At 62.1% G+C, this 14542-nt stretch carries 8 protein-coding genes; 2 read left to right on the top strand and 6 right to left on the bottom strand.

What is annotated here, in order from left to right; all coding sequences use genetic code 11:
• From AEYBE204_RS34695 to AEYBE204_RS34680, 4 genes are all read right to left on the bottom strand, one after another.
• A partial coding sequence (locus AEYBE204_RS34695) for a MoxR family ATPase (RefSeq protein ID WP_023463228.1) occupies nucleotides 1–788 on the bottom strand: 788 nt, incomplete at its 3' end.
• Nucleotides 789–790: 2 nt separating this feature from the next.
• Nucleotides 791–2419, bottom strand: coding sequence for a hypothetical protein (locus AEYBE204_RS34690; RefSeq protein ID WP_023463227.1), 1629 nt, complete (start codon nucleotides 2417–2419; stop codon nucleotides 791–793).
• Nucleotides 2419–3177, bottom strand: coding sequence for a hypothetical protein (locus tag AEYBE204_RS34685; protein WP_023463226.1), 759 nt, complete (start codon nucleotides 3175–3177; stop codon nucleotides 2419–2421). Before AEYBE204_RS34685 ends, AEYBE204_RS34690 begins: the two co-directional genes overlap by 1 nt.
• 151 nt (nucleotides 3178–3328) lie before the next feature.
• Nucleotides 3329–5689 carry a TonB-dependent receptor gene (locus AEYBE204_RS34680; protein ID WP_023463225.1) on the bottom strand — a complete coding sequence of 787 codons (2361 nt, stop codon included), beginning with the start codon at nucleotides 5687–5689 and terminating at the stop codon, nucleotides 3329–3331.
• A 348-nt stretch (nucleotides 5690–6037) separates the two neighbouring features.
• On the opposite strand from AEYBE204_RS34680, the gene AEYBE204_RS39645 reads away from it, so the two are divergent.
• Nucleotides 6038–8356 carry an EAL domain-containing protein gene (locus AEYBE204_RS39645; protein WP_023463224.1) on the top strand — a complete coding sequence of 773 codons (2319 nt, stop codon included), beginning with the start codon at nucleotides 6038–6040 and terminating at the stop codon, nucleotides 8354–8356.
• 556 nt (nucleotides 8357–8912) lie between these two features.
• Here the strand turns inward: AEYBE204_RS39645 and AEYBE204_RS40105 are convergent.
• Both AEYBE204_RS40105 and AEYBE204_RS34675 read right to left on the bottom strand, forming a co-directional pair.
• A complete protein-coding gene (locus AEYBE204_RS40105) occupies nucleotides 8913–9563 on the bottom strand; it encodes a PleD family two-component system response regulator (RefSeq protein WP_023463223.1) in 651 nt (216 codons plus the stop codon).
• A 34-nt stretch (nucleotides 9564–9597) separates the two neighbouring features.
• Entirely contained in the window at nucleotides 9598–10809 is a 1212-nt protein-coding gene (locus tag AEYBE204_RS34675; protein WP_031231150.1) for a pilus assembly protein TadG-related protein, read from the bottom strand.
• Nucleotides 10810–10963: 154 nt separating this feature from the next.
• Between AEYBE204_RS34675 and AEYBE204_RS41040 the strand changes: the two genes are divergently transcribed.
• Nucleotides 10964–14449, top strand: coding sequence for an EAL domain-containing protein (locus tag AEYBE204_RS41040; RefSeq protein WP_023463221.1), 3486 nt, complete (start codon nucleotides 10964–10966; stop codon nucleotides 14447–14449).
• Nucleotides 14450–14542 lie beyond the last annotated feature (93 nt).

Here is a 14542-nt window from a genome sequence, read left to right as displayed (position 1 = left end):
GCCCGCGCCGCGCGGGCCAGCAGCGCCCCCGACCGCGGCGAGGCCCCGACCGACAGCGACGGGTTCTCCCGTGTGGCGCGCGTCAGGGTCACGATATAGTCGAGATTGGCGTCGTTGAGGCGCACCCCGGCCACCGTCCTGATCGCCTCGTCGAGCAGGGCGGCGTCCAGCACCGCCTCGATGCCCGCCTGATCCGGATCGAGGGCGACGGAGCTGTTCCCGGCCCCGTCGATGATGCGGCGTTCTTCGGCGGCGGACGGATAGCCCAGCACGTGCTTGAACAGGAAGCGGTCGAGCTGCGCTTCGGGCAGCGGATAGGTGCCCTGCTGTTCGATCGGGTTCTGCGTGGCAATCACCGTGAAACGGTCGCCCAGCGCGTAGCTGGTGCCGTCCAGCGTCACCTTTCGCTCCTGCATGGCTTCCAGCAAGGCGGCCTGCGTTTTCGGCGGGGTGCGGTTGATTTCGTCGGCCAGCAGCAGGTCGCAGAAGATCGGCCCCTTGGTCAGCGAAAACGACGAGGTCTGGAAATTGAACAGGTTCGAGCCCAGAATATCCGCCGGCAGCATGTCCGGCGTGAACTGGATGCGCCCGAAGCGCAAAGCCAGCGCCTTGCAGAAGGTGCGCGCCAGCAGCGTCTTGGCCGTCCCCGGCGGACCTTCGAGCAGGATATGACCGCCCGAAAAGAGCGCGGTCAGCATCAGCTCGACCGTGTCGGCCTGACCGACGATTACCTTGCCGATTTCGCCCTTGAGGCGTTGCGACAGACTGAGGACATCGGAAACCTGCACGTCTATTTCTCCGTTCTGACAATAGCGCTTTTCCACTGATGCAGGCGACGCGCCCAGGTCAGCAGTTGCATGGGATTGGTGAGTTTTTGCGCCTCCGCCGACAGGGCGGAAAAGCGCTCTAGGGTGTTGTATTTCTCGCTCAGGCGCTCGGCCATGTCGTCCGGCGCGCTGGTGTGCTGGAACAGTCCGGTGGCTTTCAGCACCTGATCGCGGATCATCTGGGCGTAGGCCGGGGCCAGTTTCGGCTGGCGTCCGGCCTTGGCGATCAGGCGCGCGGCATTGTCGGCCAGCACCACGACCCCGCGCCCGTGCGGCGTATCGGTCGCCGGATCGTGGGCCGGACCAAAGCGTGAAAAGGCCGACCACATCAGGGCCAGCGCCATAACGATCAGGGCCAGAGGAATGCCGACGAAGGGCGCCCGCGCCACGTGGTGCATGAAGTCCTGCTCATAGGCGAGGCTGTTGAAGGTCACGTCGAAGACGACGGAGGGTTTGGTTTTGGTCTTCGGTGCAACCGAATCGATGAGGGACAAGGCCCCCGCCACGCGTTCCGGATCGGCCAGAATCTGATTGTTGAGCAGGTCCGGGTCGGACAGCAGATAGACAGGGGCCTTGAACGGCTTGTCGCCCGGCATCGGATTGACGCGTGATAGCAGCACTTCGCCGTTGGGACCGAGCAGCAGCGGTGTCAGGTTCGGGCCGGTGATCGATTGCAAACCGCGGATGCGTCCGCTCGTATAGCCCCTGGTAATCACGCTCTGACCGGCGGCGGGCACCAGCGCATAGGACCGCGGCTTGGCCGCCGGGGCGCGTGTCACGCGGTAATCGAGGCGCTTATAGGTGATGCGATAGGCGCAATCGCCCTCGACGCGGATGCAGGTGCTGTGGATCGGCGACAGCAGGGTCAGTTGCGTGAAGATGTCGCCGGAATGCTTGAGGAACGGGTCGGCGGCCCAGCGCGGATGACGCGTCATCGGGTTGGCGTCCCATTTCGGTGCCACGACCAGCACGGCGCGGCCAACAGGTGCGTACAACAGCCGCTTGCCCTTTTCAGCCGACGGCGTGGCATAGACGTCTTCGTCCTTTTCCGTCTTTGCCGGGTCGGCGGCCTGGGCGGAGGTCGAACTGGCGTCCTGAGACGCTTTCGACGCCGAGGCCTCGGCCATTTCGCGCTTATAGTCTTCCTGCGCCGCCTTCGAGGCCGAGGCCGTATCGAAGGACGAAGACGATGCCTGAGACGCCGATACCGAGGACGTGCTGGATGAAGATGACGACGAAATCGACTGAATTTTCTTCGGTTTCTCTTCGCCTTCGACATATTCGCGGTCGCTGTTGTAGATGGCCGCGTCCGAATCGAGCGTGACGATGGCCAGGTCGCTGACCGCCTGAGGCCCGGTCTCCTGCCGGTTGAGGGTCACGGGGTAACCGTCGGCCTTGAGCACGTCGCGCAGGCCCTTGAACCCCTGCGCCGACAGGGCGATCGGGTTACCGGCAGGGCCGCGCGGCGACGGTTCCAGATGCGGCGTGATCAGCATCAGCCCGGCCATGGCGAACAGGCCGAAACACATCACCCCCACCAGCAGCGGCAGGAAATGCGTCAGCGGCGGAATCTTGATCGGGGGAAGGCGCATCAGACGATCCCCTTGATCGAAACGAAGTCGACATAGGCTTTGCGACACGCCTCGAAGCCTTCACGACCGACCTTGATCCCGGCGAAGTAGCTCTTTTCGGCCCAGCGCGTGATCTCGGCATAGGTTGGGCGCGCGTCTTCCGGCAGCAGCGGATGCTTGCCGATATCGCGCGCCGAATAGTGTTTGCGCACCAGATCGGGGCGGTAGGCGTTCAGATCGGCGACGGAACGCTTCAGCAGCAGATGCACCGCTTCGTCGTATTCGCCCTGAGCCGCCAGGGCGTCGATCTCTTCCAGCAGGGCGGCGGCGGCCTCGGCGGTGGGTCGCCACGGTGCATCGGCCTTGAGGTTGTCGCGCTGAAACAGGCGCTCGACGCGGGCGGTGATCATGGCGCGAACGACCGGTGACAGCAGGAAGACGATCAGAGCGAACAACGCCAGATACATGATGTAGGGCAGGATCGGCGCGATCGGTTTCAGCACATCGGCGATGAATTCGCCGATCTTGCCGAAGAACTCGAAGATCTTGCGCAGCCAGCCGTAATCGACGTTCTGACGCGGTGGCGAGGCCGCGAAATGGGTCTGGATCAGGCCATTGGCATTGACCTGTTTGATCAGGGCGTCGGCGGCGGTAACATCGGCGGCGGTCAGGCTGTCGGGCGCCGGCATGGCTTCGGGTACGACAACGGGCGGCGCGACGCTGGAGGCCGACGCCGACGCGGTATTCAGGGCTTCGGTCGAGGTGGCCGTCGCGCGCATGGTTTACTGAAACATCCCCCCAGATACCCCGGACACTGTGTGCCCCGGCCCAACCATAGAGCGATATGCTGAAAGGTGGCAACCGGTTTCCCGAAAAATATCGAAGCCATGCTAAAAAGGCGGTGGAACATGCCACCGCCTTTTTAGCGATTTAGAAGCCGCCGCCGGGACCGTTGCCGCCGCCCCCGTTGCCGCCGCCTTGACCACCGCCCCAGTTGCCGCCGCCACCGGGGCCGCGACCGCCCATGCCGCGACCGCCGCCGACGCCAGACGGGTTATAGCGAATGCCGATCATGAAGGTCGTACCGCCGTTGGTGTTTTCGCTGAACGACCGCAGGGTATCGGTTTCACGGAAGGTTTTCTGGACGCTCTGATAGTTGAGGCTGGCCGTGAAGGTCAGCTTGTTGCTGATGGTGCGGCCATAGCTGCTCTGAATCTGATAAGAGGCGTCACGGTAACCGTCACCGGTCAGCTCCTTGCCGCGCGGATTGATAGTCACCTGCAACCGATCCTTGGGGGTAAGGCGGTAGCCGAAGCTTGCGCGACCCGATATCGAATCCTGTTCGTTGATCGTGTTGACGAAGGTCGAGGTACGCGCCGGACGTTCGTCGTGTTTCAGGACGGCCTGAAGATTGACGTCGAGATTGGTGAAGAACTTGGCCTGATAGGACAGGTCAAGCCCGGTCTCCATCCCCTCGCCGCCGTTCTCGCGGCGGGTCAGCAACACGTTGTTTTCAATATAGGAACTGCGCTCGATGATCAGGTCTTCGCTCTTGCGATAGAAGACCGCCGCCCGGATGCTGAAATTCTTGGGGCGGTTTTCGTAGTCGTAACGGAACTCGTTGGCGTGGGTTTCCGACGGTTTGAGGTCCGGATTGCCAGCGCGGGCGTTCAGTTCGTTATAATAGACGACGAAGGGATTGAGATCGTCGACCCTTGGCCGCTGGATGCGATGGCTATACATATAGCGAAAACGCGTATTTTCACCCAGCCGGTACTGAACCGTGAAGCTGGGGTGCGTATTGGTATAGGTCTTGTCGAGTACCGTCGCCGTGGTCTTCTGGTTCAGGCTGACGTGGGTCGTTTCGACCCGCACGCCGCCGATGACGCTCCACTTGGGGCTAAGTTCCTGATCGACGGTGCCGTAGAACTCGTACTGGTCCTGGTCCTGAGTGAAGGTGTTGGTACGGCGCGCATCCAAGGTGCGTACGCCATTGGCATCGATATTGTATTCACTGTTGTTGGCGTCATTGGTCGAGGAATTGAGCTGGAAGCCGGTGCGGAACGTACCTTTCAGGAGCGGGCGCGTATAGTCGGCGCTCATCACCATATTGCTGCTCTGGTTATCGCTGTAGCGCAGGGTCTGACGATTCTTCGTCGGATCCATGTTGACATAGTCCTGAATGCGATCGCTCGACTGTTCGGTACTGCCCAGACGCACGTCGGCGCGGAAGGTCTCGCCCTCCTTGTCGCCACGGTGGTTGAAACCGAGTTCCAGTCCGCGCTGGTCGCTGTCGGTCGAATTACGGTCGTTCGAGACATAGCGGTTGGTCACCACACCGGCGGTGTTGGTTTCCTCGTAATTGCGCGCGCCGCGGCTTTCGTTGCTGTTCTGACCGGCGTTCATTTGCAGGCTGAGCGTATCATTCTCATTGGCCTGATATTCGACGCCACCGGCCAGACTGTAGGTGTCGCGGGTATTGCGGTTTTCGCTCGTGTCCTTGCTGCGGGTCGTACCGGAGCTGAGGAAGCGCTCGCGATCCGTCTTGCTCGACGTCTCGCGCGCATCATGGTTGACGACGGCACCGCCGTTGAAGTTGAACTTGCCCTTGGAGAAACTGCGGTTGATGTTCAGGCGGTAGCGGCCTTCGCTGCCGACATTGACACCCATCGTCAGGACGGGGCGCAGACTACGGCCGCGCTTCAGATTGATATTGATGATCCCGGCGCCGCCTTCGGACCCGTACTGGGCACCCGGATTGGTCATAACCTCGATATTTTCGATGTCATCGGCGGGCATGGATTGCAGCGTCGCGGCGCGGAAATCGCCCTGAGTCCGGGTCGACGGCTTGCCGTTGATATAGACCTGCACCGACGAATTGCCGCGCAGGGTGACATTGCCTTCCGGATCGACCTGAACGCCGGGGGCCTTGTTCATGATGTCGGCGGCCGACGAGACCGGCGTGTCGGGATCGGTTTTGGGGTCATAGACGTCGCGGTCGATCTTGGCGGTCGCCTTGGTACCGGTGACAGTGACGGTCGTCAGCTCCTCAGCGGTCCCCTCACCCGTATTGCCGGCGGCGGCTTTTTCAGCAGCCGCCTTATCAGCCGCGGCTTTGTCGGCTTCGGCCTTCTTCTGGGCTTCGGTCTTGACCTCCGGCGCTTTCTGAGCGGTCGGTGCGGGCGTCACGGTCGGCGCCGGTGTTTGGGCCGAAGCCGGCGCGGCAAGCACCACACCGATGGCCGAGGACATCAGCAGGGCGGGCATGAGGGTGGCGAAGGTCATTTTCATCAGGGACGTCTTTTCCGCTGTAACGGTGTTTTTGGAGGTGCCGAAGCTTGTGATCCGGCGTTCTGAACCTCATACGTCATGTCGGACTTTTAACCGTCGCGACAACGCATTTTTACCCGTGGAAGGTTGGTTTTGTGCGATTTATGTCACAGCTTATTGCGACGTCGTTACAAAGCCCGCGATGGCGGCGGAATGGCCGGAATCCAAAAAATATAACAGTATTATTTCATAATGCGCTCGATCATTACAGTAAACAAAAGATAAATGCAGAATTTATCCTCAAAACTGTCCCCTATTCGTAGTTTCCTAATAATTTGAAATTAGTATGGGCAGGCCGAGGTATTGTATATGAAGTTCGCCCACGCCTTCTCGACGCTCAAAGCCCGTCTCCGCAAGCCGGGGGCGCTTATGGTGCTGCTTGGTCTGTCCGCCCTGTTCACGGTCATCGAGATCGGCAATCCGCTTGAGCTGTTCCTGCGCACCACGCGCAATGCCGTCATGGAGCGCCCGGTCAGCGGCGATATCGCCGTCGTCGGCCTCGACGAGCCCGCTCTGGCGGCGCTGGGGCCGTGGCCGTGGAAAAGCGCGCATATGGCCGCCCTCACCGATACTTTGTTCGCCGACGGCGCAAAGCGCGTCTTCTTTACCCTGCCGCTTCAGGATCAGGGCGAAACCGGCAATCATCTGCTGTCCGAAGCCTTTGCACGCCATCCGGGTCAGGTCTATGCCGCTGCGACCGTCGATTATCGTCTGGGCCGCCGCAAGGGCCGCGACGTCATGCCTGCGGAGGCGTTACGCGAGGACGTCAAAACCGTGTCGATGGCGCGCTTCGTCGGCTTCTGGCGCGGCGTGTCGGCGGTGCCGTACCGTTCCACCATCGGCGGTCAGAACCTCGAATCGATCGAATCCGCCCTGTCCGGCGTCACCGGCAAGGCCGGGGAACGCTTCCCCATCAACTACGCCTTCGACGCCGGAACCATCCCCTATGTCAGTGCCGCCGACGTTCTGTCCGGCAAAGGCACGCAATCCCTCCGCGGCAAGGATGTCGTCGTCGGGTTCAACGCGCCGGGCCTCGGCGAACAACTGGCGGTTCTGGGTCAGGGCCATCGCTCGCCCGAAGCCGTGGTCGTCGTCATGGGTGCCGAAACGCTCAAGGCGGGCAAACCGCTGAGCCTCGGCTGGCTGCCCGGCTGGCTTTTGGCGGCGTGCGTTGCCGCCTATGCGCTGAACGCCAAACCCTTGCCTTACAAGCGTGTGGCGTTAACCTCCGCCGTGCTGGTGCTGCTGGTCATGCCGGGGGTGCTGGAATCGTTCAATATCTTCGCCGAAGCGATGGGCGGCCTTTCGTTGCTGGGGATGGTCGCCGTGCTGAATCTGTGGCGGCGCTTCGGCGCGCGTCAGAAAAAGGGCGGCACGATCAACCCCGTTTCGGGCCTCTATACCACCAACGCCATCCGCCACGACGACGGTCAGGACGGGCGCCAGCTGGTTGCCGCGCGCATCCGCCGCTACGCCGAAGTCGTCAGCGCCCTGCCGCCTGAGGCCGAAAAGCTGCTGATCAAGGAGATCGTGGCGCGTCTGGAACTCGGCGCCGGCGGCGCGCAGCTTTACCACGGCGACGACGGCAATTTCTTCTGGCTGTCCAACCTCTACGACCACGACCTTCTGATCGAGCAGTTCATGGCGCTGCACGTTATCTTCCGCAGCCCGATCCGCGTCCAGCGTAACGCTTTCGACGTCGATATCTCGTTCGGGCTCGACCGCGAATTCGACCTGCCGCTGTCGCACCGCCTGACCAGCGCTCTGGCCGCCGCCCATGCTGCCGAACAGGACGGCACGCGCTGGCGTCTGCACGACCCGTCGCTGACCGGGCAGAAGGAATGGAACCTGTCGCTGCTCGGCGAACTGGACGAGGCGCTCGACAAGGGCGATATCTGGGTCGCCTATCAGCCCAAGATGGACCTCTATTCCAAGGAACTGATCGGTGCCGAGGCGCTGGTGCGCTGGACGCACGAGGTCCGCGGCCCTGTCAGCCCGGTCGAGTTCGTCGAAATGGCCGAAAAGCACGGCCGCATCGACCGCCTGACCGATTTCGTGCTCAACGACGCGCTAAAGGTTGCCAAGACCGTTCTGGCGACCAAGCCGGACTTCCGCATCGCGGTCAATATCTCACCCGGCCTGCTGGTGTCGCGCCACATCCTCGACATGGTGCGCGGCGCGCTGGCCCGCCATGAGGTCGATCCCTCGTGCCTGATCCTTGAAATCACCGAGACCCTGGCTATCGCCCAGAACGAAACCCCCAGCCTCCTGATGGCCGAATTCCGGGCGATGGGCATCGGCCTGTCGATCGACGACTACGGCACCGGCCTGTCGACGCTGGAATATCTGCGCAAGATACCGGCGACGGAACTCAAGATCGATCGCCGCTTCACGCAGGACATCTGCACCGACAAGGCTGATCGCGCTGTGATGCGCTCGACGATCCAGTTGGCCCACGCGCTCGGCATGAAGGCCGTCGCCGAAGGCATCGAAACGATCGAGGTCATCTCGCTCCTGTCGCGCATGGGCTGCGACGTCGGTCAGGGATACTACATCGCCCGGCCGATGGAATCGAAGGCCTTTCTGGCGCGCATGGCCGCCGACGTCGCTCAGGTTCGCCACGGCTGATAGTCCGGACATATTGATGATCAAGCCCTCTTCGCTTAGAGCGCAGTCCCGACCCGATGGGATCGGGACTGCGCTCTAATTGTCTGTTTTGTCGCGCATTTGATTCCAAAAATCGTTGCCCACTTTTTGGAACGTGCTCCAAGCGGAGAGGGTTTTGTTTTGCTTTACGCAACGGCAGATTCACGCTCTTCAAAAGCAGCGCACCAATACATGAGCGTTTCCATTAAATACTGTTGATCTGCGCCCGATTGCCGCGCACTCAACCCACCCGCTTGCTCTACACTTTGATTTCTTTGGGACTCTTTTGAAAATTCCCGCGTTAAGAGTCAAAAACCCTTAATGAGGGATGAAAAAACACGGTTAATGCTTGTTAAGCTCAATTGTTAATGGTAAATAGACTCTTGCAGCGATCAGGCTGCGCGTACACGTAGAGGGCATCACCATGTGGGATTGGCTTTTCGGTTACTGGATCTAGTATCCCCTGACCTACCGAACACAAAATGCGAAAAGCCCCGCTTAACGGGGCTTTTCTTATGTCCGGGGTTAAGTCAGGCGATCAGCCCCGCTGGATCAGGGTCATGGCCCGCGCCATGTCGTTGTGCAGGGTCTGGATCGTCTGCGTCGTATCGCGCATCTTTTTGACCACCCCGGCAAAGGCCGCTTCGACCGCCAGCCCTTCCATGTCGTCCGACAACTGCATCAGGCGGCCCAGCGACTCGCTCAGCTTGCCGTGCGACAGCCGCAGCACCTCGCCTTTCAGCAGATTGTCGTCCTGAAGCTGTTTCAGCGCCCCGCGCACCGAGGCCTCATCGCGGGCATTGCGCAGGACGTAGGACAGCTGATGTGAAATCAGCCGCCAGTTCAGGGGCTTGATGACGAACGACGTCGCGCCGGACGCAAAGGCCTTGTCGACGGCGACCATGTCCTCGCGCCCCGTCGCCACCACGACCGGCACGTGACGCAGGCGCGGATCGGCGCGCATCAGGCCCAGAAGCTCAAACCCGTCCATGCGCGGCATATCAAGATCGAGCAGGACGATGTCGAAGGTCTGTTTCGACAGGATGCGCCACGCGTCCTCGCCGTCTTCGGCCACTTCGACGGAAACCTCAGGCGTCGACAGGTGCGACACGGCGAATTCGCGCAGGATCGGATCGTCGTCGACGACCAGCAACCGGGCGGATTCAAAGGAAACGAAGTGATGGCTCATGGGTAGATGACTTTGCGGGCGTTTTTACGCGGTACTATTTCGTCAGAACGGGGGCTATGCGCGAAGGTCCGACGCCTTGCGGCACCGGTACGCCGGAACCGGCATAGCGGTTATTGATGACCAGGATCGGGTCCTGACGCAGGGTCAGGGTCCGCGCGACGATGACGCTCCAGGCGGAATCCTGAGCGACGCTGCCGGCGGTTTCGATTTCCAGCTCGGCATTGGGGATATAGATGGTCCCCAGAAGCTGACTGACCCGGTCGGATTTGATCGTAAATTTTTGCGTGTTGTCGCGAGTAGTAATGATAAGAAATCCCGCGAACTTGCCGGATTTACGCGCCGAAATACGCACCTCGCCTTTTTCGGCGAAGTCGAATTTTTTGCCGCTGCCAAAGATCAGCACCACGTCGTCACCGGTGATCTGCCCCGTGCCGGCCAGTTGCAGGGGCGACATAAAGTAATGCTCACCCGGCAACAGATGCAACTTACCGGCTTTGTTGATCAAGAGCGTGTCACAATGGACGCCGGGGGGTAGATACAGCGTGCCGAGACTTATGACCTGAAGACGCACGGACAATGGCAAACACGGCAATGGCGGCTTGAGGTCCATATCCGTAAACGGATCGGAGATGGTCATGGCACCCGAATTGCCCATCGGCTTGGTAACGCCATTGACCTTGCCCGCGGCCTGAATCCGGTCGGCCTCGATCATGGCGCTGGCGGTGACGTTGATATCGTGATTGGCGTGGATGGCACAGCCCGGCGCCCGAATAATGGCGGTATTTGCGACGCTCAGGCCGCCGTCCTGAGTCTGCAACACGCACAGCGGCACCTTTTGCAGGTTTTCGGCCTGTGCCACGACAGTCATCTGCGCCTTGCCGATATCCATGAAGCCCATAAGGGGTTTGCGGTCGGCGATGCCGGTGACGGTGACCCTACCCTTGCTCAGATCGACCTCGGCATTGAACTGCACCGAGGTGCTGGCGGGCAGGCCGCCCAACTGATCCATCGCCGTCGATACGGCGACTTCACGGATGCCATTGGTGTTCTGGTTATAGGTCGCGACCGCCAGCTTGCCCGCCCCGGCCAGAGCCCCGGCGTCGGCGGCGTCCTGCATCTGGGCGTGCTCCTTGTGCGCGGCGGCGAATTCCACCCCGCCCGCCGCCGCCATGAGCAGCGGCACGGCAATTAGTCCCGTCGTCAGGGCCACATTGCCGCGGTTGCATTTAAGGAAAAAACTCTTCACAGGATTGCGCACAGGCTGTTGATGTCAGCCATAGTCGCACAACCGCGTTAACATTCCCTAAAGTTGAAAGGTTTACAGGCAGCGGCTGCCGGTTAAGATCGCTGTAACGTGTCGTATGTTAAGAGGGGTTTCCTCTTGCCTGTCCCCACCCGTAATGATCCCTGCCCCTCAGCGCCAAACCTCGATCCGCCAGCGCCTGAACCGGCTGGTGCTTGGCTGTGTGCTGTTCTGCACCGTGCCGGTCGCGATGCTGTTCGTGATCAACGAGGCCCAGCGCCACGCCGATAATCGCTGGTCGGTCATGACGACCGCCGCCGAGGTTCTGGCCTCAAGCGTCGTGGACGGCATCGAGGCCCACGACGCCGGACGCGCCTTTACCGCCATCCGCGCCGTGTCGCGCACACCGGGGATCGACTATGCCCGCGTTGAACTGACCGACGGCAGCGTCATCGCCGAAACCGGTTCCGGGGCACGTTTAAAGACCGATGTAAGCATCGGATCGGACACGAAAAATCCGCCCCTGACAGCCCTGCTTTTCACGCGTTCGGTGCAGGTCGAGGCCCCGGTCGTCAGCGACGGCACGGTCATCGGCAAGGTCAAGGTCGTTCATCAGGCCAACGGCCTGTGGCAGGGTCTGTTGATGTCTTTGCTGGGGATTTCGGCTCTGGCCGTCACGGCGCTGATCGTCGCCCTGATGGTGGCGCGGCGGATGCAGTCCACCATGACCCAGCCTCTGGCCGAACTGACCGCCACGGTCGGCGACATTGCCCATACCGGCAATTTCGGTCGCCACGTGGAGCGCCGGTCGCAGGACGAGGTGGGCACGCTGGTCGATGGCTTCAACGCCATGCTCGACGCCATTTCGCAGCGCGACCGCAAGATCGACGCCCAGATGAAGGGCCTCGAGTCCGAGGTCGCCGACCGCACGCGCGACTATCTGATCGCCCGCGACGCGGCCCACGCCGCCAATGCCGCCAAGTCGGAATTTCTGGCGACCATGAGCCACGAAATCCGCACCCCGATGAACGGGGTCATGGTCATGGCCGAGCTTCTGACCGGGGAGAACCTGCCGCCCAAGGCCCGGCGTCACGCCCAGACGATCGCCAAGTCGGGCCGCAGCCTGCTGGCGGTCATCAACGATATCCTCGATTTTTCCAAGATCGAGGCGGGCAAGATGGACGTGGAGATTACCGAGGTCGATCTGCTCGACCTGATCGATGACACGATCGGCCTGTTCCACGCCAAGGCGCGCGAAAAGGGCCTCGAACTGGTGGCGCTGGTGCAACCGGACGCCCCGCGCATCGCACCCGCCGACGCCGTGCGTCTGGGGCAGGTGCTGAGCAATCTGGTGTCCAACGCCCTGAAATTTACCGAAACCGGCCACGTGACGATTCGTTTGTCGCCGGATCGCGATCCCGGCTTCTGGCGGCTGGTCGTCGCCGATACGGGCATCGGTATCGCGGCGGACAAACTGGGCGGCATCTTCGGCGCGTTCACGCAGGAAGACCAGACCACGACGCGGCGCTTCGGCGGCACGGGGCTCGGTCTGTCGATCGCCAAGCGGCTGGTCGAGGCGATGGGCGGCGGTATTGCCGTCACCTCCGAACAGGGAAAGGGAACTCAGTTCCACGTCCGTCTGCCCGCGCTGGCTGAGGCGGCCACCGCCGCGCCGCCTGAATTGGACGGTTTGTGCGTCCATGTCGCGGTTCACGGTCGCGCCGAGGCCCATGCCTTGCGGACGCGCTTCAAGGCCGCCGGTGCGATAGCCGACGGCAGACCGGCGCTAATCATTGCCGACATCGTCGCGCGGCGTGAGATCAATGCCGATCCGCAGACCCTGGTCCTGCTGGCCGAAGCCGAGGATGCTGAGGCCGAGGCGTGGCTGAAAAGCGGGCGTTGCGCCGCCGTGCTGCCGCGTCCGGCGCGTCACCGCGACGTCGATCAGTTGATCCAGTGCCTGCGCGACGGCACGCCTCTGGCCTTGAGCGCCCCGGAAACGACGGTCTGGCGCGCCGAACACGTCTATCCCGACGCCCGCGTGCTGGTGGTGGACGACGCCGAGGTCAATCGCGAGGTTGCCGCCGAATCCCTGTCGCGCTTCGGTATCCGCTGCGTGACGGCCAATGACGGTCAGGCAGCGCTTGATATCATGGCGACGGAACGCTTCGATCTGGTGCTGATGGACGGTTCCATGCCGGTACTCGACGGGTTCGAGGCGACGAAGCGTTGGCGCGCAGATGAGACTGAGACCCGTATCCCGATCATCGCTTTGACGGCCCATGTTGTCGGTGCGGCGGCCACCGCATGGCGCGAGGCCGGAATGGACGCCATCCTGCACAAACCCTTTACGTTACAGGCCTTGGGCGACATTCTGAACACGTTCCTGCCCGGCGATCTGGCGCAGACCGCGCCGGATGTTGCGCCGGACGTCTATAAAGCCCCCGTTGTCGCGCCGGACCTTAGCGGCCTGTTCGACGAAGCCGTCTTCGCCACCTTCCTCGACGGTCGCCGTCAGGGCCGCGGCGAATTCGTCGACCGCGTCGTCGGACTCTATCGCCGCCACGTGCCCGAAGCGCTGGCCAGCCTACACGACGCCCTGCGCGACAAGGACAATGACCGCGTCGCCTCCAGCGCCCACGCCATGAAGTCGATGAGCCTCAATCTGGGGGCCAAGGCCGTGGCGACCGCCGCCGCCGCTATCGAAAACGCCATCCGCAGCGACGGACGAGACGCGACTCAGGCCGAGGCCGCCATTCTGTCCGACGCCCTCAGCCGCACGCTTCTGGCCTTGGACGAACGGCTGGACGGGGCCATGCCTGCCGTCGAACCGGTATCCGCTTCCCGCGACGGCTTTACGGCTGAGGAATGCGATATCCTGCGTCGCCTCGAAGCCGCCATGAATGCCGGGACGCTGGAAATGGTCTATCAGCCGATCTTCGACCGTCTCGGCGAAACCATCCTGTCGGCGGAGTGCCTCATCCGCTGGCCTGCCGCCGATACCCCGGTGATCAGCCCCGCCCTGTTCGTGCCGCTGGCCGAGCGTTCCGGCCTGATCGTGCAGTTGGGCGCCTATATCCGCCGCGCGGTACTGAAAGACGCGCATCTGTTCGGCGAACTGCCTCTGGCCATCAATGTCTCGCCGATCGAACTGGATCAGCCCGATTTCACCAGCGGTCTGACAGCCCTGTTCGAGGAAATGGGCTTCCCGGCGCGTCGCTTCGTGCTGGAAGTCACCGAAACCGCCATTCTGGGCGAACCCGAAAAGATGAAGCGCCTGTTCGAGCGCCTGCGTACGCTCGGTTTCAAGCTGGCCCTCGACGATTTCGGCGTTGGCTATTCGTCCCTGACAGCGTTGCACCGCTATCCGTTCGACAAGATCAAGATCGACCGCGAATTCGTCGTGGCGCTCGATGGCGAGGCCCGTCCGGCGCTCGAAGCCTTGGCTATCATTCAGGCCGTGTCCGGCATCGGTCGTGCTTTCGGGATGCAGGTCGTCGCCGAAGGCATCGAAACCCCCAGCCAGCACCGACACCTCAAATCGGCGGGCGTCCACGCCATGCAGGGCTACATGTTCTCCAAACCCTTGTCGAAGGCCGAATTCGCCGCGCGCCTTACCGCCCCGATTACCAAGGCGGGATAAAAACCGATTTACCCTTCGTTTTTTTATCGCGCATTCGATTCCGAAAACCGGTTCCCACTTTTCGGAATGCGCTTGTTCCTGTAGATTTGTAAG

This window comes from Asticcacaulis sp. YBE204, assembly GCF_000495855.1.
Lineage (GTDB): Bacteria > Pseudomonadota > Alphaproteobacteria > Caulobacterales > Caulobacteraceae > Asticcacaulis.
Note: the sequence above shows the minus strand (reverse complement) of the source record. Positions and strands in the feature narration are given on the sequence as shown.

What these genes read in the sequence shown, in the direction of transcription:
- AEYBE204_RS40105 (WP_023463223.1), bottom strand. Translation starts at nt 9,563, where the DNA reads ATGAGCCATCACTTCGTTTCCTTTGAATCCGCCCGGTTGCTGGTCGTC.
- AEYBE204_RS39645 (WP_023463224.1), top strand. Translation starts at nt 6,038, where the DNA reads ATGAAGTTCGCCCACGCCTTCTCGACGCTCAAAGCCCGTCTCCGCAAG.
- AEYBE204_RS34690 (WP_023463227.1), bottom strand. Translation starts at nt 2,419, where the DNA reads ATGCGCCTTCCCCCGATCAAGATTCCGCCGCTGACGCATTTCCTGCCG.
- AEYBE204_RS34685 (WP_023463226.1), bottom strand. Translation starts at nt 3,177, where the DNA reads ATGCGCGCGACGGCCACCTCGACCGAAGCCCTGAATACCGCGTCGGCG.
- AEYBE204_RS34680 (WP_023463225.1), bottom strand. Translation starts at nt 5,689, where the DNA reads ATGAAAATGACCTTCGCCACCCTCATGCCCGCCCTGCTGATGTCCTCG.
- AEYBE204_RS41040 (WP_023463221.1), top strand. Translation starts at nt 10,964, where the DNA reads ATGATCCCTGCCCCTCAGCGCCAAACCTCGATCCGCCAGCGCCTGAAC.